Consider the following 24731-nt stretch of genomic DNA (forward strand, 5'->3'; position numbering starts at 1 on the left):
ACTTAATTACAAGAAAGTGGACGGTATCAGATTGTTCAGGAAACACGACTACTCATATTCAAGTAATCACAGTAGAAGATACAGTAGCACCAGAATTTGTAGAGGAGTTACCAGCAGCAGAGATTACAGTAAGTTGTGATGCCATTCCAGTAGCAGTAGTATTAACAGCGACAGACAATTGTAGTTCATCAGTTATAGTAAATTATTCAGAAGAGTTTGCAGGGCAAGATGATGATTGTGCAACAGAATATACAATTACAAGAACATGGACAGTTCAAGATTGTGCAGGAAATGAAACCTCACATTCTCAAGTAGTAACAGTAGAAGATACAGTAGCACCAGAGTTTGTAGAAGAATTGCCTGCGAATGTAACGGTAAGTTGTGATGCCATTCCAGTAGCAGTAGTATTAACAGCGACTGATAATTGTAGTTCATCAGTTATAGTAAATTATTCAGAAGAAATTACTAGAGAAGAAGGAGCATGTGCTTCTGCATATACAATTACTAGAATTTGGACAGCAGAAGATTGTGCAGGAAATACAGTTTCGCATACTCAAGTAATTAATGTTGAAGATACTGAAGCACCAGAATTAGTTTCTACTTTAGAAGATATTACAGTTGAATGTGACAATGTTCCAGAGGTTCCAACTTTAGAGTTTACTGATAATTGTTCAGCAAACGTAACTCAAACAAATTTTGAAGAAACAAGTACGTTTGATGGAACTGATAGTAATTATATGATTACAAGAACATGGACAGTTTCTGATGATTGTGGTAACGTAGCTGAATTTACACAAACCATTAAAGTAACAGTCAATACATCGGTAACAGAAATAGCTGATTCTAAATGTATAGACGATGGAGAAATTAATTTGAATGATTATGTAGCTAACCCAAGTGAAGAAGGTAGTTGGGAAGTTACACAAGGAAATGTAGTATTATCGAACGATGCAAGTTTTGATCCATCAGGTTTAAGTTTAGGAGACTATGTATTCACTTATACTGAACCAAATAATGGATGTTTAAGGTCAATAAAAGTTACGATTAATATAAACGATGACTGTGTTGTGTTACCATGTGGACAAGAAGATGTGGTAATATCAAAAGCAGTAACCCCTAATGGAGATTCATGGAATGAATTCTTTGAAGTAACAGGAGTAGAATCTTGTGGATTTATAGTAAATGTGAAAATATTTAACCGTTGGGGAGCACAAGTCTTTGAGTCTAACAATTATGCCAATAATTGGAATGGAGTTTCTGATGGAACTACGTTTGGAGGGGCTAAAAGATTACCAGCAGGTACATATTACTACATTGTAATATTAGAAAATAGTGGTTTAAAACCATTTACAGGAGCAATTTATTTAGGAACCAAATAATATTATAAGCTATGAACCATAATTACAGAATATTACAAGCAATTGTTGTGTTACTATTTGCAGGTATTTTTACCGTACAATCGCAACAGTTACCACAATTTACCCAGTACATGTACAACACAATTTCCATAAACCCAGCTTATGCAGGTAGTAGAGAAGTGTTGAGTATAGTTGGGTTGCATAGAAGTCAGTGGGCAGGATTAGATAGAGCGCCTGAAACGCAAACTTTATCTGTTCACTCACCTCTAAGGAATGATAAAATCGGTCTAGGCTTATCGTTTATTAACGATAAGCTTGGATACGAAAAGTTCACTTATTTGTATGGAGATTTTTCTTACACTATTAAGCTTAACAGTACTATAAAATTAGCCTTTGGTCTTAAAGCAGGTTTTACTCAATATAACATTGATGATGCTTTAATAGCAGCAGAACCATCTGATCCAGGTATCTCAGGAATTCAAAATAGATGGGAACCTAATATAGGTAGTGGAGTATTAATGCATACTAATAAATGGTATGTAGGATTATCGGCTCCAAGGCTATTAAATATAGATCATAATGATTTAGAAGTTAATGGAATTAATTATGGAGTTGTAGATAAGGTGAGTTATTACTTAACAGGAGGTTATGTATTTGATTTAAGTGATAATGTAAAATTTAAGCCAGCAACTTTAATTAAAGCAACAAACGGAGCACCTTTATCGTATGATATTACAGCAAACTTTTTGTTTAATGAAAAGCTTTGGTTAGGTGGATCTTATAGAATTAACGAGTATACAGGAGCATTAGGAGCTTTGGTAGATTTTCAAGTCTCTCGTCAGTTTAGAATAGGATATGCTTACGAACATCCGTTATCTGATATTAATCAATATTCAAATGGTACTCATGAAGTATTATTGATGTTTGAATTGCACCCTAAAGCATATAGAACAAAATCACCTAGATACTTTTAAAAAGCACACTTATGAAAACAAAAATTACATTTATATTACTTTTTTTATCATGTTTTGCTTTTTCACAAAGAAAAGTAGCTGATAAATTCTATAAAGAATACTCCTACATAAAGGCTGCTGAATTCTATAAAAAAGCGATTGACGCAGGCGATGATGGAGTAGAAATGGTAACAAAATTAGCTGATTGTTATTATAACAATTCTAACTCTAAACAAGCAGCTTACTGGTATGGGGTGGCTTCCAATAGAGATGAAGGTTTAAGTGATGAAGCTATATATAAATATGTACAATCACTTAGAAGTATTGGTGAATATGAAAAAGCAGATAAATGGCTGCAAAAAATACCAGATGTAGTTTCCAAAATAGGAAATGTAGATTATGACAAACTAAAAACTTTGAATAAAGATTCTGTAGAGATAGCAAATTTAAAAATCAATACTAAAAATTCAGATTTTGGTTCTTATGTACAAGGTGAAAAGTTATATTTTGCTTCTACAAGAAACGATAAAGGTGAAATTTATGAATGGAACAATCAACCATATTTAGATATATATCAAGCTAAAATTATCACTAAAGATGATGAGTTTGATTTAGAAGACGTTATGCCAATTGTTTCTTCTAAAATTAATACAGGTTTCCACGAATCGAATGTAGCTATTACCAAAGATGGAAAGACATTGTACTTTACTAGGAATAATCTAGATGAAAAAGAGAAGCTTGAGTATGATAAAAAAGGTACGTCGAACTTAAAAATTTTCAAAGCAACTTTGCTGAATGGTCAATGGGATAATGTTGAAGAATTACCTTTTAATGACAAGGTGTATTCTAGTGGACACCCGGCATTAAGTCCAGATGAAAAAACATTGTATTTTACTTCTGATAGACCTGGAGGTTATGGAGCAACCGATATTTACAAAGTAGCAATTTTACCTAATGGAGGTTATGGAAAGGTTACAAATTTAGGAGATAAGATTAATACTATAGGTAGAGAAATGTTTCCGTTTGTAGCAAAAGATTACACCTTATATTTTTCTTCAGATGGATATCAAAACTTAGGACTTTTAGATATTTATAAATCAGATTTGTTAAAAAACAACTCTTCTGAAGTAGTAAATATTGGAGCTCCATTTAATAGTGGTTATGATGATTTTGCTTTTTTTTATAATGAAGACGGAAAAACAGGATATTTTTCTTCGAATAGACCGGAAGGTAAAGGAGAAGATGATATTTATGAATTCAGAACTTTTAAATGTAAACAATTTATAAAAGGTAGAACATTTGATAAAAGAACAAAAGAATTATTACCAAATACATTAGTAGAATTAATAGATGCCGAAGGTAAGGTATTACAAAGATTTGTTACTCAAGAAGACGCTTCTTATATATTTGAAGTAGAGTGTGAGAAAAAATTCACATTAAGAGGTACAAAATTAGACTATAAAGATGATTTTATAGATAATGTTGAAACTACTGATATAAGAGGTGTTGAAATAGAACGCGATTTATATTTAACACCGTTAATTATAGGTAATGAAATTGTAATTGATCCTATATTCTTTGATTTTGATAAATGGAATATTAGACCTGATGCAGCTTATGAGTTGGAGCATATAGTAAGAGTGCTAAAAAATAATCCGAAAATGATTATTAAGATAGAAGCTCATACAGATAGTAGAGGAAGTGATCGATACAATGAAATTTTATCTGATAAAAGAGCAAAATCTACTAGAGATTATATTTATTCACGAGACATAGCTAAACACAGAATTCAAAGTGCTATTGGTTATGGTGAAAAGCAATTAATAAATAAATGTTCTAACGGTGTTAAATGTACCGAAGAAGAACATCAAGAAAATAGACGATCAAAGTTTATAATCACTAATGATTATAAAGGTGAAAATAAGTAATTAGTCTCCCGTAGAGTAGTTTTCTTTTGCCCTGATTCAATCTCGCACATTGAATTGGGGTTTTTTATTTATTTCACCTTTGTTTTAATGATTATTAAAAGTGAAAATAAGTAATTAGACTCCGTAGAGTAGTTTTCTTTTGCCCTGATTCAATCTCGCACATTGAATGCAGGTTTTATTTTCTTCACTATTGTCTTACAAAGATGTTGGTAAAATACCATTTACCATCAGCACTTTTTTCAGCGGTAATGTCAAAATGAGTAAAGTCACCTTCAATATTTTTCTTGTGACCATCACTTTTAACCCATGCATTAACAACAGATTCAGCTGTTGAATAACCGTAAGCTACATTTTCAGCAACACTTACAGCGCTGGCATTTTTTGCTAAGTATTCTTTGCGTTGGTAAAAAAAGTCATGAGAAACCTCATTCTTTTCAATCATATAGTTGGTATGATTGTTTGTTTGTGATTTAATGACTTCTAATTTACTTAATGAAGAAAAACCATTATTAACTCTATAGTTATTAATAAGGGTCAAAATGTCCGATTCTATTGATTTTTCACTTACTGTAATTGACATTTCAGGGTTGTTGTCAACTATTTCAGTTTCATTAGACGAACAAGACGTCAATATTAGTGCACAACAAAGCACCAATAACTTGAGGGGGTAGTTATTCATGATTAGGGGGTTAAGGGGTTAATCAAAAAACGTTGTAAAGATATAACGAAAACTTAATGCGAAACAAGTTAATTGTATGTTTTTGAGGTAAAAAGGGGTTTTTTCCTGTGACTAGATAGCCTGTTTTATAAAATCTTCATACTCATAAAAAAACAGCTCAAACTGTGTCATAGTTTCAACATAAAACTCATAACAATCTCGCCAAGTATCTTTATTATGAATGCTAAATTTTTTATCAAAAGGAACATAAATTCTTCGGATAATTTTATGATTATCCAATTCAAAAGTATCATCGTAGATTACTTCTGGTAAATATTCAGTTTCTAGTATTTTTTTTAAAGAAAGTAATTGGTCATAAAGTAGTTCATTAGCAACATCTTCAGGGTGTTCGAAATCTAAACACACAGAAGCTTTTTTCCTATCAGCTTGGAATTTAAAAGCAAATCCTTTTATTTTAGTATTATACAACAACCATTTTCTTGGAAAAGATTTCCCAAAGCTTGTCCAAAATTCTTTACGTAATCGAGCTGATTCTTCTTTACTAAACACTTACTTAATATATTTATTTTAAAAATTGTTTGCAGTGTATTTACTATCCGTGAACTCTTGCTTCTTTACCTCTTTCGCGCATCATTTTAGCTTCAAAAGCTAACAAACTGTTCCATTTTTCGTCAACAAGATCACGATCCATATATTGACGAGCATATCCTAAAAATAAGGTGTAATGATTAGCTTCTGAAACCATTAAATCTAAATAAAACTTAGAAAGCTCTTCATCTTCCATATTATCTGCAAAAACCTTAAAACGTTCACAACTACGAGCTTCAATTAAAGCAGCAACTAACAAACGTTGTATTAGGGCTTCAGTTCTGTCTTTAGTATGTGGAAAAAACTTTTGCAATCGTTGAGCGTAATCATTTTTACTTGCTTGCCCTAAAACCATTCCTCGTTCTACCATTAAATTGTGTACCATTCTAAAATGTTCCATTTCTTCAATGGCAATATCACTCATATCTTTAACAAGTTCAGTTTCTTCAGAATAGTTGATGATAATTGACACAGCATTCGAAGCAGCTTTTTGTTCAGCAAAAGCATGATCGGTTAATAATTGTTCTAAGCCGTTTTTAGCAACTTCAACCCATGAAGTTTCTGTGTCAAATTGTAATCCAAGCATAATGTGTAATTGAGGTTGTAAAAGTAAAAAATATAAAAACGAATAGAGTAATAAATAGCTTAAAAATAGTTAGCTTTGTTATTAAAAAAATCTCTTAAAAAATTGCTGATAAATACCGATTCTAATTACGGATACTAAACAAATTGCTACAAATTCTAAATAGATCATCTTTTAAAAAGATTTTTCAGTAGTTTTATAAAGAATAGAGAAAGTCAAAACTTCCAAAAAAATGAAATTACAGTTACTAAAACAAATGAGAAAAATTTTAGGTTCTCTTGCATTAATCTGTTTAATGCTTATGGCTAATTCGTGTAAAAAATCAGTTACTACAGAAAGTAATGTTAACGAGTTTAGTGAGTATATTAGTGTGTTTCCAGATAAATTAATATCGGTAACACCAAACTTAAAGTTTGTATTAAAAAAGAAAGCCACTACAAATTTTGATGCGAATGAAATCATAACAGTTTCACCAGAGATTAAAGGTGAAGTAGCTGTAAACGAGAATGAAATTGCTTTTATACCTACAGAAAAATTAAAAAGTAATCAAGAGTATTTGGTAACTCTTCATTTATCAAACTTGTATGAAGATATTGATGAAGAGTTAAAAGACTTTACAGTTAAGTTAAAAACAAAGGAATTACTTTTCAATGTATCACTACAATCACCAAGTGTATATACTAAAGACTTATATGCTGTAGAAGGTGAAATTATAGCGAGTGATGTTATTGAAACAGCTAAATTAACCGATTTAGTAAAAGCATCTTATAACGGTAAGGCGAAGAGAATAAAGTTTAGTGAAGTTGGTGAACTTAGCTCAAAAATATATTTTAAAGTAGACAGTATTCAACGTTATGATGACGATAAATCATTATCAGTAACTTGGAATGGAAGTTCTATTCAATCAGAATCAAAAGGTAAAAGAGAACTGACTATTATAGGAAAAAATAACTTTAAAGTATTAGATATTGATGTTATTGATACAGACAAACAACATATAGAAATAAGTTTTTCAGATCCGTTACAAAAATCTCAAAATTTGAAAGGACTTATTCAGTTTTTAAATACTCAAAAAAGAGAATATACTTATAAAATCAAAAGGAATAAAGTTACTTTATACCCAAAAGCATCTTATACAGAAAAGATAGATATAGAGGTTTTTAAGGGAATTAAAAGTGCAGATGGATACACTTTAAAAGAAAACATTATTAAAACAGTATATTTTGAAGAGTTGAAACCTGCTGTTAGCTTTATTAAAAGTGGATCAATATTACCAAATTCAAGCAATTTAAAAATCAATTTTAAAGCGGTTAACTTAAAGGCAGTTGATGCAACTATCTATAAAATTTATAAGGATAATGTATTACAATTTTTACAATACAATAATTTAAGCAACCAAGGTAATTTACGTTATGTAGGTCGTCCAATTGCAAAATATACGGTGAATCTTGGTAATCAAGGAGTAGATTTAAGTAAGGAAAATGCTTTTGCTATTGATTTAGCTGAAATTGTAACTGTGGAAGATGGAGCGATGTATAGAGTAGAATTTTCATTCAATAAAGATTATTCTACTTATTCATGTACTGAAGGATCAGAAGCCAAAACAATTGTTTTTGGAAAAAAAGAGATAAACACAAAAACTTATGATAATCCTCATTATTATGAAGATTATTACGGTGATTATAGTTGGAGAGATAGAGATAATCCATGTACCAACTCTTACTATTACGACAAGCAAATTAGCACTAATATTTTGGCTACAAATATTGGTATAATCGTAAAGAAAGGAAACAATAACAAGACTTTAGTAGCGGTAACAGATATACTTACTACAAATGCAATTGAAGCTGCAAATGTGACGTTATATAATTTACAGATGCAACCAATAGAATCGGCTTCTACGAATAAAGAAGGAATTGCTACTTTCAGTAATGTTTCTAATGCATTTTTTGCTGTAGTAATGAAAAATAAAAATACAACATACATTAAGTTAAATGACGGTGAAACATTGTCTATGAGTAAGTTTGATGTATCAGGTGTAAAATTACAAGAAGGAATTAAAGGTTATATTTACGGAGAACGTGGGGTTTGGAGACCAGGCGATCAATTATTCTTAACCTTTGTATTAAACGATAACGCGAATCCAATTCCAGAAGACCATCCAATAAAGTTTGAGTTAATCAATCCGCAGGGAAAAATAATTGACCGAACAATTCTTCCGAAGAAATCAAACAATGTATATGGATACACACCTACAACAAACCCTGAAGCAATTACTGGAAATTGGAAATTACGTGTAAGTGTAGGTGGAGCAGTTTTTAATAAAGACTTAAAAATTGAAACCATTAAACCTAACCGATTAAAAATAAAACTTAACACCACAGAAGAATTTATCAAAGCTAATTCTGAAATTTCAGGAAACGTAGAAGTTAAGTGGTTACATGGTGCTATTGCGAGAGGTTTAAAATTAGATATCAACGGAAAATTTTCGCAAACAACTACTGAGTTTTCAAAATTCAAAAACTATAATTTTGATGATGTTACTCGCCGTTTTGGAACTGAAGAGTTTAAAGTATTAAAAGGTAGTTTAAATAATGAAGGAATAACCAATTTCTCTGTAAAACCAAAACTAGATAGTAAAGCTCCAGGAATGCTAAAAGCGAGTTTTATAACTAAGGTTTATGAGAACGGAGGAGATTTTAGCACTGATGTGTTTTCTAATAAAGTATCGCCTTATACTTCATATGCAGGATTACAAGATGCAGAAGAACCTCAATCTAAAAATTACTTATTTACTGATGAAGAATATACGTTTAATGTTGCTTCTGTAAATCAAGAAGGAGTAGGAGTAGCGAATAATTTAGAAGTAAATGTGTATAAGTTATCATGGCGTTGGTGGTGGAATACCTCTGACAATGGATTGTCTAGTTATGATGGAACACGATATCATGAACCTTACAAAAAGTTAACAATTGGTACGAATGCAGGAGGTAAAGGAACTTTCAAATTAAAAGTTGATGAAAACGATTGGGGACGCTATTTAATTAAAGTAACTGATTTAAAAAGTAAGCACGTAACTTCTAACGTAGTGTATTTTGATTGGCCTTCTTGGTACGCAAAGAAAAAAGGAAATCAAGATAAGAGCAATGCTACCATGTTAGTGTTTACTACTGACAAAGAATCGTATGAAGTAAATGAAACAGCAACAGTTAAGTTTCCTTCTTCTGAAGGAGGAAAAGCTTTTATCACTATTGAAAATGGAACTGAGGTGTTAGATCACTTCTGGGTACCAACGCAAGCTCAACAAACATCGTTTAGTTTTCCAGTGAAAGCGAGTTATACACCTAATGTTTTTGTGAATATTTCTTTATTACAAAAGCACAGCCAAACGGTAAACGATTTACCAATTCGTATGTATGGTTCTATCCCGATGTTGGTAAATAATCCTGATACTAAACTAGCACCTAAAATTCAATTAGCTGACGAGTTAAGACCAGAGTCTACAGCTACCATTCGTGTAAAAGAAGAAAAAGGTAGACCAATGACGTATACCATTGCGCTAGTAGATGAAGGCTTGTTGGATTTAACACGTTTTAAAACTCCGAATCCTTGGGGTGTTTTCTACGCTCGTCAATCGTTAGGAGTAAGAACATGGGATATTTTTGATGATGTTATTGGAGCTTATGGTGGAAAAGTAAATCAAATATTAAGTATTGGAGGTGACGAATCGGAAGCAGGAAGTAAAAACAGAAAAGCCAATCGATTCAAACCAATGGTTACCTATTTAGGTCCTTTCGATTTAGAAATGGGAGATATTAAGGAACACAAGATTAAAATCCCTAAATATGTAGGGTCTGTACGTGCCATGGTTGTAGCTACAGACACTAAAAAAGATGCGTATGGTAGCGATGAAAAAACAGCTTTTGTACGTAAACCTGTTATGATTTTAGCATCATTACCGCGTAAGATTACGCCTCAAGAAACCGTTACGCTACCAGTTACTGTTTTTGCAATGAAACCAAACATTAAGAATGTAAAAGTAACAGTACAACCTAATGAAGCTTATACCATAGTTGGAGATGCCACACAAACAGTTTCGTTTGATCAACCGGATGAAAAAATGGCGTATTTCACCTTAAAAGTGAATGATTTTAAAGGAATTGGTAAAGTGAAAATAGATGCAAGTTCAGGAAGTGAAAAAGCATCTTACGAAGTAGAGATTGATGTCTTAAATCCGAATCCAGTTACGACTGAGGTAAAAGATTTAGTGTTAAAGTCGAATGAACAAGGCGAACTAAGTTTTACTAGTTTTGGAACTAGAGGAACTAATGCAGCTACGTTAGAGTTATCTACATTACCTCCAATGAACTTTACAAAGCGTTTAGGGTATTTAATTCGTTATCCACATGGTTGTGTAGAGCAAACCACTTCTGGGGCTTTTCCACAGTTATACTTACCTGAACTATTCGAATTATCAAAAGATAAGATAGCTTCAACAGAAAGAAATATAAAAGCAGCTATTCAACGATTGTCAGATTTCCAGTTATCAAATGGAGGACTTTCTTATTGGCAAGGAAATAGTACTGCAGATAGTTGGGGAACATCGTATGCTGGTCATTTTATGATAGAAGCAGAAAAGAAAGGATATGTGTTACCAATTGGCTTCAAATCTAAATGGATTGGATATCAGAAGCAACAAGCACGTAATTGGAGAAATACTTCAAGCTATTATAACAATTCTCTTTCGCAAGCATATCGATTGTATACATTGTGTTTAGCGAATAACCCAGATTTAGCTTCAATGAATCGTTTGCGTGAGTCGATGGGAGTTTCAGATGAAGCTAAAACAAGATTGGCAAGTGCGTATGCTTTAATCGGAAAAAAATCGATAGCGGAATCTATTTTAAAAGGATTAATAGGGCATAGTTCTATTAAGAGATATTATTCAAATTATGGTTCAGAAACCAGAAACAAAGCAATGGCTTTAGAAACGTATACTTTGTTAGATGATGAAACTAAGGCAATAAAGTTAGCTAAAGAAGTTGCTGAAGATTTGTCTAGTAACAATTGGATGAGTACGCAAACAACAGCGTATAGTTTGTTAGCAATGAGTCAGTATGCTTTAAAAAATGGAGGAGTTGATGGAATTAATACCAACTATATTTTCAATAAGGTTTCAGGAGAGGCAAGTACAACAAAATCATTATTAGCAAAAGATTTAGTAGCACTTCAAAAAGAGAACTCCTTAAAAATAACCAATAAAAATAAAGGAGTTGTATACGTGCGAGTACTAAATAAAGGAATTTTACCAGTAGGTGAAGAAAAAGTATTCCAAAAGAACTTAGAAGCATCTATTGTGTATAAAACAAAAGATGGTGCTCGTATTGAACCTGATAATTTATCACAAGGAACCAATTTTATAGCTGAGATAAAAATTAAAAACTCAACTAGTGAAACACTAGAAAATGTAGCCTTAACACAGTTTATACCTTCTGGTTGGGAAATTGTCAATACTCGTTTTACCGATTTTGGAAACAGTACAACATCTTCTAATGTAGATTATACCGATATACGAGATGCGAGTATTAGTAACTACTTTACATTGAAAAAGTATGAAACTAAAACGTTTAATGTATTATTAAATGCATCGTATTTAGGAGAGTATTATTTACCAGGAGTACAAGTTGAAGCAATGTACGACAACGATTATATTGCACGTACTCAAGGAAGATGGATTAAAGTTGTGAAATAATTATTACATCAAATAGAAATAAAAAAGGAGCTAATTATAGCTCCTTTTTTGTTTATTATTCATTTTTATTAACATAATATTAAGAGTGCTAAGGTGTGGGAGAGAATATCAAAAAAAGTATCTTTGTTAGCGAGTGAGAACAACTGCTATAATATTATCTATTGTAATGCTTTTTCAAAGTTTAAATATTACGTGTACTAATATTTTAAACTTAGATAAGTTAGTTGAGCATGCACAGTTTCATAAAGAAACCTATAGTGATAGCTTTATTACTTTCTTATCTAAACACTACGGAGAGTTAAAAGTAGCTCATTCAGAAAAACATCAAGAGGAAAAGGAAGAGCATGAGAAACTTCCGTTTCAATTTGATTATCACGTAGTAGATTTCCATAAAGTTACATTTGAAGATATAGAGGTTCCTTTACCTTCTATATTGGCTTTTGTAGAAAGAAAGCAACTTTTTCATTATCAAAATTTTTATAACTCACCGGACGCATTAGGGGTGTTTCAACCGCCTAGGTATATATAATTCACATACAGTTAGTAATTAAAATTATCGATTTACTTCATAATGAATCGGTATAAAATATGTAATTATTTAAATGATGAATTATGTTATCAAAAATTATAGAATTCACTATAAAGAATAAATTTATAGTCCTATTATTTACAAGTTTTATTGTAGGCTTTGGAATTTATTCGTTATCACAACTCCCTATTGGGGCTGTACCTGATGTAACCAATAACCAGGTACAAGTAATCACTACATCACGAAATCTTTCAACACAAGATATAGAACAATTTATAACTTACCCAGTAGAGTTAGAAATGGCAAATCTACCTGGGGTAAAAGAAATCAGATCCATCTCTAAATTTGGTTTATCGGTAGTAACCATCGTTTTTGAGGAATCGATGGGGACTTATTTGCCAAGGCAATTAATAGCCGAGAAAATTAAAGCCGCTTCAGAAAAAATACCAGAAGGATTTGGAAGTCCAGAAATGGGACCTATTACTACTGGACTTGGAGAAATATACCAATACATATTAGATGTAAAACCAGAGTTTAAAGATCGCTATAGCACAACAGATTTAAGAACTATTCAAGATTGGGTAGTAAAGAGACAATTATCAGGTATACCTGGAGTTGTTGAGGTTAATACTTGGGGAGGTCATTTAAAGCAGTATGAAGTAGCCATCAATACCCAAAAACTAAATGCGATGAATATTTCTACAAAAGAAGTATTTACAGCGTTAGAAAATAATAATAATGTTGCAGGAGGAGGGTATATTGAAAAAGTAAATCAATCTTACTTTATCCGTGGAGAAGGATTGGCTAAAAATCTTGAAGACATAAAAAATATTGTTGTAATAAATAAAGAGGGAATACCTATTTATGTTAAAGATGTTGCAACAGTAGGTTATGGTAGTGCTACACGATTTGGAGCTATAACGGCAAACGGAGAAGGAGAAAAGGTATTAGGGCAAGTAATGATGCTAAAAAATGCTAGTTCAAAAGATGTAATTGAAGCAGTAAAAGAACGTGTAGCAAGTATTGAAAAATCCTTACCTGAAGGAGTGTTTATAAACGCCTTTTTAGAACGAAGTGAACTTATAGGGAAAACCACATTTACAATTACCGAAAACCTAGTACTAGGATGCTTAATTGTAATTTTTGTAGTAGTTCTTTTATTAGGAAATATTCGCTCAGGGTTGGTAGTAGCTTCTGTAATTCCTTTGTGTCTCTTGTTTGCCTTATCGTTAATGTACATTTTTGGTATCGATGCAAACTTAATGAGTTTAGGAGCGATAGACTTCGGAATTATAATAGATGGAGCTGTAATTATCGTCGAGTATATTACCTTTAAAATCACTCAGCAAAAAGATACTTTCGTTACATTAAACAAGAAAGAACAGCAGAAGGTTAAAGACTCGGTAAGTTATGAGGGAGCCTCAAAAATGATGAGTTCTGCGGTATTCGGTCAGTTAATAATTTTAATTGTTTTCATTCCTATTTTATCCTTAAGTGGAGTTGAAGGAAAAATGTTTAAACCTATGGCTTTGGTATTCAGTTTTGCACTTATAGGAGCTATTTTACTGTGTTTAACCTATGTTCCTGTAATGGCGTCTATATTTTTAAGACCATCAAATATTACAGATAAAAATATTTCAGTAAGACTTATAAAAAATTTGAATGAATGGTATGCACCGGTAATTCATTGGGCATTGAATCGAAAAAAGGTAGTTCTAGGAATCGCATTATCAATGTTATTATTTTCTGTTTTTATTTATACCAAAATGGGAGGTGAGTTTGTTCCTACGTTAGATGAAGGAGACTTTGTAATTCAACCCGTTTTAAAAACAGGAACAACGTTAAGTAATACTATTGAAACAACTACTAAAATTGAAAAAATACTCAAGGATAACTTTCCAGAGGTTAAACAAGTAGTATCACGTATTGGAGCAGCAGAAGTACCAACAGATCCTATGAGTATGGAAGAAAGTGACGTAATGATTACATTACGACCTAAAGGAGAATGGATATCAGCTGAAAGTAAAGATGAGCTGGCAGATAAATTTAAAGAAGCACTAGCGGTAATTCCAGGAATGGAAGTAGAGTTTACACAGCCAATTGAAATGCGTTTCAATGAGTTAATTACAGGAGTTAGAGCCGACATTGCAATCAAGATTTTTGGAGAAGACCTATCGATTTTAGCTCAAAAAGGAAGTGAAATTAAAAAGTTAGTAGAAAATGTAGAGGGAGCTTCTGATATTATTGTTGAAAAGATTGAAGGTTTACCTCAAATGAATGTTGCTTACGATAGAGCTAAAATTGCTAGATATGGTCTTAATATAAAAGAAGTTAATGAAATGATGTCTATGGCGTTTGCAGGAAAAGCAGCAGGAAATGTTTTTGAAGGAGAAAAACGCTTCGATTTAGTAGTGAGGTTAGATAAGAACAACCGTACTGATATTAGCGATTTAAAAGAGTTGTATATAGATCTACCTAATGGAGGAAAAGTTCCGTTAGATGAGCTAGCTACTATAACGTATCAAAAAGGAGCAGCAAAAATTTCGAGAGACGATACTAAACGTAGATTGGTGGTAGGAATCAATGTTCGTAACAGAGATTTACAATCAGTGGTAGATGATGTTCAACAATTGATAAATAAAAATGTAAAGCTTCCTACGGGATATACAATTACATATGGTGGACAGTTCGAGAACTTACAGAGTGCTTCAAAACGTTTAACGATAGCAGTTCCTATAGCGTTAATCTTAATATTTATCATGCTGTATTTTGCTTTTAAATCGGTAAAAGAGGCATTGATTATTTATTCAGCTATACCGTTTGCGGCTATTGGAGGAGTATTATTATTATGGATGCGTGATTTACCTTTTAGTATATCAGCAGGAGTTGGTTTTATAGCTCTTTTTGGAATTGCAGTGCTCAATGGGATTGTATTAATTGAACATTTCAAAGAATTAAAACATAAAGGGTTTTCTACTATTGAAGAACTGGTGAAACAAGGAACAGCAGACCGTTTAAGAGCTGTACTACTAACGGCATCGGCAGCCGCATTAGGGTTCTTACCTATGGCAATATCAACCAATGCAGGAGCTGAGGTACAACGTCCTTTAGCAACAGTAGTTATAGGAGGATTAATAACTTCTACAATTTTAACATTGGTAGTGTTACCTGTGTTGTACACAATTTTTGATAATCCGAAGAAATTAAAAATCAATAAAAAAGTAGCGAGTTTAGGTGTTGTACTTCTTATGGGATTGTCTACTGTTCAAGCACAAGAAACTCCTCAAAACTTACAAAACTTAATAGATTTAGCTGTTGAGAATAACAAAGGTTTGCAAGCGCAACAATTAAAGGTAGAAAAAGCTAAAACAGCTATAACATCGGCTTATACTTTTGATAAAACAGAAGTTTATTATAATCGGGATGAAAATAATACAGTAGCAGATCATCCTTTAGACATTTTCGGTATTCAACAAACCTTTGCATTTCCAACAGTTTACGGAGCGAATAAGAGAGTACAAAAATCAGTTTATAACATAGAAAGTAATCAATATGAAACAGCTAAAAAGAAATTGATGAAATCGGTTGTAAACGCGTATTATACTTATCAATACACGAAAGCACAAGAGAATATTTATAAGAGTTTAGATAGTTTGTATAATAAGTTTTCGTACGCTGCGAAACGACGTTTTGAGTTGGGAGAAACTAATTATTTAGAAAAGATAACAGCAAAAGCAAAACAGAAACAAGTAAAGAATGATTATCGAAATACTGTAGTTGCTTCTCGCATAGCGTATCAAAAAATAAAAGCATTAGTTCAGGTAGAAGATAGTTTAGTAATTGAAGAAAAAGCAACTATTCAACCAATACAAGTTCAAAATGTTAATTTAAGTGAAATTACAGAAGTTCAAGGTTATTATGAAAGAGAACAATTGGCAAAAAGACAATTGTCTCAACAAAAACAACAGTTATTACCAGATTTGTCTTTAGAAGTATTTAGAGGAAGTAATCAATATGTGGCTCAAGACTTTTACGGATATCAAGTAGGAATAAAAATTTCATTGTTGTTTAGTGGAGAGTCATCAAAGATAAAGCAATCTAAAATAGCAAAGGAAATTGCCGAGTACGAAACTTCAAACTATCAAAAACAGTTAGAAACTTACTATACAAATCTTAAAAATAAGTTACAAGAGAAAACAGTGTCTTTAGCTTATTATCAAGAAGAAGGAATGCCTTTAGCAGATGAAATTTTAAAAACAGCCAATATGAGTTTTAAACACGGTGAGATTGACTTTTTTCAATACATCCAAAGTGTTGAAAATGCATATCAACTAAAATTAGCTTATGTAACGAGTATAGAGTCGTACAACAATATTGTAATAGATATTAACTACTTAACGTATTAAAAAAATAAAGATGAAATATATAATTTATAGTATCCTATTTATAACTGTAATAGGATGTAAATCAAAAGAAGCTGAGAGTACTACTGAAGAATCAACAGTAGTTACTGACGATAGAGTTTTTATAACGAATGAACAATGGGAAAAAAACAGTATGAAATTAGTTACTGTTGAAGAGCAAGATTTTCCAACTACGATTAAAGTAGTAGGAAAAATAGATGTGCCTCCTACAAATAAAGTTGTACTAACCGCTAAAATGGGGGGATTTATTAAAAGTATTCCATTATTGGTTGGTGATAAAGTCAAAAAAGGGCAACGTCTGGTAACGGTAGAAAACCAAGAGTTTGTGGCAATGCAGCAACAGTATTTGGAAACAAAACAAGAAATAGCCTTTTTAAAATCTGAATTCGAAAGACAAAAAGCATTATTCGATGAAAAAATAACTTCGGAAAGAAATTACTTAAAGGCTAAGAGAGATTTTGAAGTAGCACAAACTACATTAGTAAGCTTACAAAAGCAGTTGCAAATGATTAATATATCGGCAACTAAACTAAATAGTAACTCAATAACTTCTGTTACGGGTATTTATGCACCTATTTCAGGAAATATTACTAAAATTAAGACAGTTACAGGTTCGTATATATCTCCTGCTGATGAAATTTTAGAAATTATAGATAATAAGCATTTACATTTAGAACTTTCAGTTTTTGAAAAAGATGCTTTAAAGTTAAAAGTAGGTCAAGAAATTAGTTTTAGGGTTCCAGAACTATCATCAGAAGTTTATAAAGCGAAAGTTCATTTGATAGGAAAAAGCATCAATGAAAATAGAACTGTAGATGTACATGCGCATATTGAGGAGGAACAAAAAAGAAATTTTTTATCAGGAATGTTTGCAGAAGCTACTATAAAAACGAGTAGTTCGCAAGTAAAAACTTTGCCAGAAACAGCAATAGCAGAAGTTGAAGGCAAAAAGTTTGCGTTAAAATTAGATGAAAATACAAATGAAGGTTATTATTTTAAAAAGGAAAAAGTTGAGGTTGGTAATACTGTGAAAAGCTTTGTAGAATTAAAAGAATTAGAGCTTCAAAATGAAGCGAAATTTTTAGAAAAAGGAGTATTTAATTTATTAACAGAGTAACTAAACATGAAGTAAATTAAAACTTTTATAATTTTTTTATAATAAAAAAGCAAAGAAATGTATGAAAATATATATTTCTTTGCTTTTTGTTTAAAGAAGAAAAATGATTCAGACTAAGAAAAAGAAAATGGTATTGATTTTGACTTTTATAGGAGTCATTTTCTATTATTTCTGTCTGCCTAAAAAATTATTTGACAATCCAACATCAACAGTCGTAACAGCAAAAAATAATGAATTGTTAGGAGCTGTTATTGCTAGCGATGGTCAATGGAGATTTCCTGAGTTAGACTCTGTGCCTAATAAATTCGAACATTGTATTTTACAATTTGAAGACGCTTATTTCTATAAGCATTTCGGATTCAATCCTATTTCGATAGGAAAAGCGATGGTAGAAAATATCAAAGCAAAAAGAGTTGTACGAGGTGGAAGTACGCTAACGCAGCAAGTAATTCGTTTATCAAGAAAAAATAAAGAGCGTTCATATTTTGAAAAATTTCAAGAGTTAATCTTAGCTACCCGATTAGAATTTAGATATTCAAAAAAAGAAATTTTAAAGCTCTATGCATCTCATGCGCCATATGGAGGAAATGTAGTGGGCTTAGAAATGGCTTCGTGGCGTTATTTTGGTTTAAAACCACATCAATTGTCATGGGCAGAAACAGCAACTTTAGCTGTATTACCAAATGCTCCGTCGTTGATTTATCCAGGGAAAAATCAACAAAAGCTAAAAATTAAAAGAAATAGACTATTACAAAAACTGCATGAAGAAGGTATAATCGATCAAATTACGTATGATTTAGCTATTGAAGAAGAGTTGCCACAAAAACCATATCCGTTACCTACGGTAGCACCACATTTTGTACAAGAAGTAACGCAACAGTATAGAGGTGATCGTGTAAAAAGTTCTATAGATGTTCATTTACAAAGACAAGTAAATAACTTAGTAAAGCAACATTATTTCCGTCAAAAACAAAATGAAGTTTATAATATGGCTGTCTTGGTGTTAGATGTTAAAACAAGAAAAGTACTGTCTTATGTAGGAAATTCTCCAACTGATAAAGCACATCAAAAAGATGTGAATAATATCATTGCTCCAAGAAGTACAGGAAGTACTCTAAAGCCTTTTTTATACGCACAAATGCTACAATCGGGAGACTTATTACCTAATCAATTGGTAGCAGATGTGCCAACAGAAATAGCAGGTTATTCTCCTAAAAATTTCAATTTAACTTTTGATGGAGCTGTTCCAGCCAATGAAGCATTAACACGTTCGCTTAACATTCCTTCAGTACGTATGTTACAGCGATATGGATTGGAAAAATTTAGAGAAGATTTAAGAGCATACCACATTAAAGATATTAATAAATCAGCTGATTATTATGGGCTTTCATTGATTTTAGGAGGTGCGGAAGCTAGTTTATGGGATTTATGTAAAACCTTTGCAGGATACGCAGGAATTGTAAATCACTATGAAGAATTAAAGCATAAGTATTATCAGGAGGAATTTATAGAACCTAGCTTTTTGTTTGATGAAACTCTAGATTTAGGAAAGGTTCAAAAAGACTATACAACTTTAGATGCTGGGACTATATTTTTAACATTAAACACTTTGTTAGAAGTAAATAGACCTTATACAGATCAAGCTTGGAAATATTATGATTCATCTCAAAAAATAGCGTGGAAAACAGGAACTAGTTTTGGTAATAAAGATGCATGGTCTATTGGTGTAACACCTAAATATGTTGTAGGGGTGTGGATTGGAAATTCTGATGGAGAAGGGCGTCCTGATCTAACAGGAGTAGGAAGCGCTGCGCCATTAATGTTTGATGTTTTTGATGTGCTACCAAAATCAAATTGGTTTTTAGAACCTTATGAAGATTTGATAGAAGCAGCTATTTGCGAGAAAAGTGGTTTTTTAGCGAAACCTATTTGTCCGTCAATTACAAAAAGAGTTCAAAAAAGTGCGATGAAAGCGCAATCATGCCCGTATCATCAAGAAATTATGGTTGATAAGCTTGAGAAATTCAGAGTAAATTCGAACTGTGAATCCATTTCAAACATGAAATCCAAATCATGGTTTGTTTTACCTCCATTAATGGCTCATTATTACCAACAAAATAATGCTGATTATAGACCATTACCCAATTATAGATCTGATTGTAATCGATTAGAAAGTAATTTAATGGGCTTGGTTTTTCCCTCAAAAAGTATAACAAAAGTTTCGTTAACGAGAGGAGAAGATAATCAGTTAAATCCTATTATTTTAAAGTTAACACACAGTAATTCAGAAGCTAAAGTTTACTGGTATTTAAACGAACAATTTATAGGCATTACACAGCAATATCACGAACAAGCAATTTTACCTAACGAAGGGATTAATACTATTACCGTAATCGATGATTCTGGTAATGAATTGAAGAAGGTTTTAGAGGTAAAAAAATAAGTAAATGTAAAAGCAGTTTAATTAAAAACTGTATTTTTAGTTTTTTAAAAATAAAATATGTTAGAACTAGCGGGGATAATTATACTAGGAATTTTAGCTCAATGGGTAGCATGGAGGTTTAAAATTCCAGCAATTTTACCTTTAATCTTAATTGGACTACTTGTAGGGCCAATTGCAGCAGAATTTTTTAATGAAGATGGAAGTAAATGGATCGAACCCGTTTGGAACGGTGAAAAAGGATTGTTTCCTGGAGACGGTCTCTATTATTTTGTTTCGTTATCAATTAGTATCATTCTTTTTGAAGGAGGTTTAACCTTACGCCGAGGAGAAATTAAAAACATAGGCCCTGTAATTACGAAATTAATAACTTTAGGATCAGCAGTTACTTTTTTTGGAGGCGCTATCATTGCTCATTATGTATTTGGTTTAGGTTGGGAATTATCCTTTTTATTTTCAGGATTAATTATTGTAACAGGACCAACTGTTATTACACCAATTTTAAGAAATATTCCACTAAAAAAAGATGTTTCAGCAGTTTTAAAGTGGGAAGGTATTTTAATTGATCCTATCGGAGCTTTAGTAGCAGTACTTGTTTTTGAGTTTATTAGTGTTGGTGGAGGAGCTGGTTTTACACAGACAGCCTTATTAGAATTCTTAAAAATTATTTTATTCGGAACTACTTTCGGGTTCACATTTGCACATGCTTTAATTTTTATTATTAATAAAAAATGGGTGCCACATTACTTGTTAAACGTAGTTTCATTATCTACTGTTTTATTAGTATTTGTAGAATCTGAATTATTTGCCCATGAATCAGGATTATTAGCTGTTGTGGTTATGGGAATGGTATTAGGAAATAGTAAGTTAAAAAACTTAAAAGAGATTTTGTATTTTAAAGAATCATTAAGTGTATTGCTAATTTCTATACTATTCATTTTATTATCAGCTAATATCGATTATGAAGAGCTAATGCTGTTATATAATTGGAAAACTTTATTACTTTTTGCTTTGATTGTTTTTGTAATTCGCCCTTTAGCAGTTTTTTTAAGTACTTCAAAATCCAATTTAAAAACTAATGAAAAACTATTTATTAGTTGGGTAGGACCAAGAGGTATCGTTGCTGCGGGTATTGCTTCATTATTTGGAAGTAAATTATTGAAACAAGGAATAGAAGGTGCTGAGTACATTACTCCGTTGGTATTTATGATTGTGTTAGGAACGGTATTGTTGAATGCAACCACTGCGAGATTATTTGCGAAAATAGTTGGAGTATTCTTAAAACGATCTAATGCTATTATGATTGTAGGAGCATCGGACGTAGCAAGGTTAATAGCTAAGTATTTAAAAGAGAATAAACGAAGAGTTGTTTTAATTGATTCTAACATTGAAAATGTAGAGAAAGCAAAAGCAGAAGGTTTAGAGTCGTTAGAAGTAAATATTTACGACGATGAGCTTACTGACAATATAGAGTTAAATGATGTAGGATATTTAATTGCAATGACAGGAAGTGACTCGATAAATAAGTATGTAATTTCAAACTTCTCATCAATTTTTGGAGAGCAAGGAGCTTATCGTTTAGCTACATCACAAGAAGTAATTACAAAAGATTACGATGATGAAGATCATTTATTTACAATTGAAGATGATTATATTAATATAATGGAAGCTGTAAGAGAGTTTCCAGAAATTCATGAAACTCCAGTAAATTCAGTTCAAGAGTATAAAACTAAAATAGAGAAAATACACGACGAAATTAAGTCTATTCCAATTTTAGTTAAGAATAAAAATACCAATGAAATTTTATTAATTTCTGAGTTTGAGCACGATGTAAAGAAAATAGAAGGTTGGATCGTTGTTTATTTAGGAAAAAACCTAAACATCTAAACCAAAGGTACTTTTCAACTTTTCAAGTAACGGATTTTTTTCTTTGAGTTTGTCATACTTCTCTTGAGGAGTATAGGCAAACTTTTTTTCTATAGTTTCGTTAACTTTTACATTAATTTGTATTCCGTAATTATTAAGTTTTTCGCGTAAGAATCGTAATAATTTTGGCTTTCCTTTTTCCAACTGCGATTTCATTAAATCACTAGGTACAGAAAAGACGATAGTAAAATCTTCTTGTAATTGAGGTTCATCAGAGGCTATTATTGCAGCCATACTCTGTTCTCCTATACGTTGCAATTGAAAATAGTACTTTTTCCAAGCGTCTTTCAATTCATCTAAAGAAAAAGGAGTTTTAGGATGATTATCATAGTTTTCTTCTTCATCTAAATTTACTTTAACATCTTTCTTTTGATGTAAGCTTTTTAAAGATAAAGCTGAAGTACGACGCTTAATATTCTTTAAAGTTGGTTTAGGAACCTCATTGGTAGCAACAACTGGTTTTTCTTGAACCTTTTGCGGAGTATTAACAGTAGCAGTAGGTTTTACTTTAGTTTTTTTAACTGAAGGAGATAAAGAGGTAAAAAAAGTAGCAGGAATTATGTAGTTGCTAGATTTTTTTTTTGCTCCATCAAAAGTGATAGAGGCAATTTGCATTAAAGTAAGTTCTACCAATAAGCGTTGGTTTTTACTTCCTCGATATTTTAAGTCGCAATCATTAGCCTTATCTATCGCAGGTATTAAAAATTGCATGCTAGCTTTGGTAGCTTGTTCTAAGTATCGTTTTTTAGTATTGTCTCCAACTTCCAATAAAGCAATAGTTGCTTGGTCTTTGGCTACTAACAAATCTCTAAAGTGAGAAGCTAAACCATTAATAAAGTGATGTCCTTCAAAACCTTTACTTAATACTTCATTAAAAGCCATTAAGACTTCTGGAATTTTATTTTCAAGGAGTAAATCTGTAATGTTAAAATACACATCGTAGTCTAACACATTAAGGTTTTGCGTAACCGCTTCGCGAGTTAAATTATTACCAGAAAAACTTACGACACGATCAAAGATAGAAAGTGCATCACGCATGGCTCCGTCAGCTTTTTGAGCTATTACATGCAAAGCATCATCTTCTGCAGTAATATTCTCTTTAGCGCAAATCGTTTTTAAATACTCTTTAGCATCTAAAACACCAATACGCTTAAAATCAAAAATTTGACAGCGAGATAAAATCGTTGGTATAATTTTATGCTTTTCGGTAGTTGCTAAAATAAAAATAGCATGAGCTGGTGGTTCTTCTAAAGTCTTTAAAAAAGCATTAAAAGCAGCTTGTGAAAGCATGTGAACCTCGTCAATAATATATACTTTGTATTTACCAGTTTGAGGTGGGATTCGAACTTGATCGGTCAGGTTACGAATATCATCAACCGAGTTGTTTGAAGCAGCATCTAATTCAAAAATATTAAATGCAAAATCTTCATCAGCATTGGTAGCATCTTCTTGGTTAATTCGCTTTGCTAAAATACGAGCGCACGAAGTTTTACCAACCCCACGAGGTCCTGTAAACAATAAAGCTTGAGCTAAATGGTTGTTTTGTATTGCATTTTCTAACGTATTGGTGATGGCTTGTTGCCCTACCACATCCGCAAAATTTTGAGGACGATATTTACGTGCTGATACTATAAAATGCTCCATTAAAACTTAATCTTTATCTGAACAAAAATAGAAAACGCAACGGCAACACGCAAACAAATTTCTTAAGGAAATATTAAAGTTGTAAACAATTGTAAAAAAGATAATTTTAATACGACAAAGACGTTATAAATGATAAACTTATGAAGATAGCTAAGCTAGCAATAATACTGATAGGTCTTTTCTTATTGACTATTTTATGGGGGTTTTCTTCGGAAAAAGAAAATAGAAATACTTCTGATATAAAACAAACGTCGAAAGAAACGAAAGTAGCGTATTTTGCCAGCGGTTGTTTTTGGTGTGTAGAAGCGATTTTTGAAAGTGTAAGAGGAGTAGGAGAAGCAGTATCTGGTTATGCTGGAGGACATACAAAAAATCCTACGTATAAAACTATTGGAACAGGTAAAACAGGACATGCAGAATCGGTAGCGGTATATTATAATCCGAAGGAAGTAAGTTTTCAAACATTGGTAACGGTGTTTTTCGGTTCGCATGATCCAACAACAAAAAATGGACAACATCCAGACTATGGTTCGCAATACAGATCGATCGCGTTTTATCAAACACAACAAGAAAAAGAAATCATAGAAAATACGATTAGAAAACTAAACAAAGAAGTTTATAAAGGGAAGATAGTTACTGAAGTTAGAAAGCTAGAAAAGTTTTATCCGGCAGAAAAATATCATCAAAACTATGAACGATTGCATCCGGAGAATCCGTATGTACAACGAGTTTCAATTCCTCGATTGAATCGCTTTAAAAAGAAGTTCCCTGAATTGCTAAAGAAAAGAAAAGACGGATAACTTTATTAAG

The 24731-nt window shown here is 31.9% G+C and carries 14 protein-coding genes; 10 read left to right on the top strand and 4 right to left on the bottom strand.

Features of this window, described 5'->3' with window-relative positions; translation table 11 throughout:
• The 3 genes from ACKTSU_RS06125 to ACKTSU_RS06135 form a co-directional block, all read left to right on the top strand.
• Positions 1-1379 (top strand): gliding motility-associated C-terminal domain-containing protein (locus ACKTSU_RS06125; RefSeq protein WP_408035490.1); only part of this gene is annotated, 1379 nt, incomplete at its 5' end.
• 11 nt (positions 1380-1390) lie between these two features.
• Positions 1391-2332: a PorP/SprF family type IX secretion system membrane protein gene (locus ACKTSU_RS06130; protein WP_274635088.1), complete on the top strand. Its 942-nt coding sequence runs from the start codon at positions 1391-1393 to the stop codon at positions 2330-2332.
• Positions 2333-2343: 11 nt separating this feature from the next.
• Positions 2344-4239, top strand: a complete 1896-nt coding sequence (locus ACKTSU_RS06135) for an OmpA family protein (RefSeq protein ID WP_408035491.1) — start codon at positions 2344-2346, stop codon at positions 4237-4239.
• Positions 4240-4426: 187 nt separating this feature from the next.
• Here ACKTSU_RS06135 and ACKTSU_RS06140 read toward each other — a convergent pair whose 3' ends face one another.
• The 3 genes from ACKTSU_RS06140 to miaE form a co-directional block, all read right to left on the bottom strand.
• A complete protein-coding gene (locus tag ACKTSU_RS06140; protein ID WP_408035492.1) occupies positions 4427-4918 on the bottom strand; it encodes a CAP domain-containing protein in 492 nt (163 codons plus the stop codon).
• A 111-nt stretch (positions 4919-5029) separates the two neighbouring features.
• Positions 5030-5467 carry a DUF4268 domain-containing protein gene (locus tag ACKTSU_RS06145; RefSeq protein ID WP_408035493.1) on the bottom strand — a complete coding sequence of 146 codons (438 nt, stop codon included), beginning with the start codon at positions 5465-5467 and terminating at the stop codon, positions 5030-5032.
• Positions 5468-5510: 43 nt separating this feature from the next.
• Entirely contained in the window at positions 5511-6092 is a 582-nt protein-coding gene (gene miaE / locus ACKTSU_RS06150; RefSeq protein WP_408035494.1) for a tRNA-(ms[2]io[6]A)-hydroxylase, read from the bottom strand.
• Between the two features lie 253 nt (positions 6093-6345).
• Here miaE and ACKTSU_RS06155 point away from each other — a divergent pair, with 253 nt between their 5' ends.
• The 6 genes from ACKTSU_RS06155 to ACKTSU_RS06180 all read left to right on the top strand — a co-directional run bounded on the left by ACKTSU_RS06155 (position 6346) and on the right by ACKTSU_RS06180 (position 22238).
• Entirely contained in the window at positions 6346-11841 is a 5496-nt protein-coding gene (locus ACKTSU_RS06155) for an alpha-2-macroglobulin family protein (RefSeq protein ID WP_408035495.1), read from the top strand.
• 166 nt (positions 11842-12007) lie between these two features.
• The gene (locus ACKTSU_RS06160) at positions 12008-12370 is read left to right on the top strand and encodes a hypothetical protein (protein ID WP_408035496.1); all 363 of its coding nucleotides are present in this window, start codon (positions 12008-12010) and stop codon (positions 12368-12370) included.
• Between the two features lie 83 nt (positions 12371-12453).
• A complete protein-coding gene (locus ACKTSU_RS06165; RefSeq protein ID WP_408035497.1) occupies positions 12454-16776 on the top strand; it encodes a CusA/CzcA family heavy metal efflux RND transporter in 4323 nt (1440 codons plus the stop codon).
• A gap of 10 nt (positions 16777-16786) precedes the next feature.
• On the top strand, positions 16787-17911 hold the full coding sequence (locus ACKTSU_RS06170) for an efflux RND transporter periplasmic adaptor subunit (RefSeq protein ID WP_408035498.1): 1125 nt from the start codon (positions 16787-16789) through the stop codon (positions 17909-17911).
• 103 nt (positions 17912-18014) lie between these two features.
• Positions 18015-20354, top strand: a complete 2340-nt coding sequence (gene pbpC, locus ACKTSU_RS06175) for a penicillin-binding protein 1C (protein WP_408035499.1) — start codon at positions 18015-18017, stop codon at positions 20352-20354.
• A gap of 57 nt (positions 20355-20411) precedes the next feature.
• Positions 20412-22238 (top strand): cation:proton antiporter, encoded by a 1827-nt coding sequence (locus ACKTSU_RS06180; protein ID WP_408035500.1) that lies wholly within the window; start codon positions 20412-20414, stop codon positions 22236-22238.
• Here the strand turns inward: ACKTSU_RS06180 and dnaX are convergent.
• Positions 22227-23921, bottom strand: coding sequence for a DNA polymerase III subunit gamma/tau (gene dnaX, locus ACKTSU_RS06185; protein ID WP_408035501.1), 1695 nt, complete (start codon positions 23919-23921; stop codon positions 22227-22229). The two genes, ACKTSU_RS06180 and dnaX, sit on opposite strands and share 12 nt — an antisense overlap.
• 140 nt (positions 23922-24061) lie before the next feature.
• On the opposite strand from dnaX, the gene msrA reads away from it, so the two are divergent.
• Complete coding sequence (gene msrA, locus ACKTSU_RS06190) at positions 24062-24721, top strand: peptide-methionine (S)-S-oxide reductase MsrA (RefSeq protein ID WP_408035502.1); 660 nt, start codon at positions 24062-24064, stop codon at positions 24719-24721.
• The last annotated feature ends 10 nt before the right edge of the window (positions 24722-24731 follow it).

The sequence above is a fragment of the Tenacibaculum aestuarii genome, assembly GCF_964510395.1.
GTDB classification, from domain to species: domain Bacteria; phylum Bacteroidota; class Bacteroidia; order Flavobacteriales; family Flavobacteriaceae; genus Polaribacter; species Polaribacter aestuarii.

What these genes read in the sequence shown, in the direction of transcription:
- ACKTSU_RS06170 (WP_408035498.1), top strand. Translation starts at nt 16,787, where the DNA reads ATGAAATATATAATTTATAGTATCCTATTTATAACTGTAATAGGATGT.
- dnaX (WP_408035501.1), bottom strand. Translation starts at nt 23,921, where the DNA reads ATGGAGCATTTTATAGTATCAGCACGTAAATATCGTCCTCAAAATTTT.
- ACKTSU_RS06160 (WP_408035496.1), top strand. Translation starts at nt 12,008, where the DNA reads ATGCTTTTTCAAAGTTTAAATATTACGTGTACTAATATTTTAAACTTA.
- ACKTSU_RS06140 (WP_408035492.1), bottom strand. Translation starts at nt 4,918, where the DNA reads ATGAATAACTACCCCCTCAAGTTATTGGTGCTTTGTTGTGCACTAATA.
- msrA (WP_408035502.1), top strand. Translation starts at nt 24,062, where the DNA reads ATGAAGATAGCTAAGCTAGCAATAATACTGATAGGTCTTTTCTTATTG.
- ACKTSU_RS06130 (WP_274635088.1), top strand. Translation starts at nt 1,391, where the DNA reads ATGAACCATAATTACAGAATATTACAAGCAATTGTTGTGTTACTATTT.
- ACKTSU_RS06165 (WP_408035497.1), top strand. Translation starts at nt 12,454, where the DNA reads ATGTTATCAAAAATTATAGAATTCACTATAAAGAATAAATTTATAGTC.
- ACKTSU_RS06180 (WP_408035500.1), top strand. Translation starts at nt 20,412, where the DNA reads ATGTTAGAACTAGCGGGGATAATTATACTAGGAATTTTAGCTCAATGG.
- ACKTSU_RS06135 (WP_408035491.1), top strand. Translation starts at nt 2,344, where the DNA reads ATGAAAACAAAAATTACATTTATATTACTTTTTTTATCATGTTTTGCT.
- ACKTSU_RS06155 (WP_408035495.1), top strand. Translation starts at nt 6,346, where the DNA reads ATGAGAAAAATTTTAGGTTCTCTTGCATTAATCTGTTTAATGCTTATG.
- pbpC (WP_408035499.1), top strand. Translation starts at nt 18,015, where the DNA reads ATGATTCAGACTAAGAAAAAGAAAATGGTATTGATTTTGACTTTTATA.
- miaE (WP_408035494.1), bottom strand. Translation starts at nt 6,092, where the DNA reads ATGCTTGGATTACAATTTGACACAGAAACTTCATGGGTTGAAGTTGCT.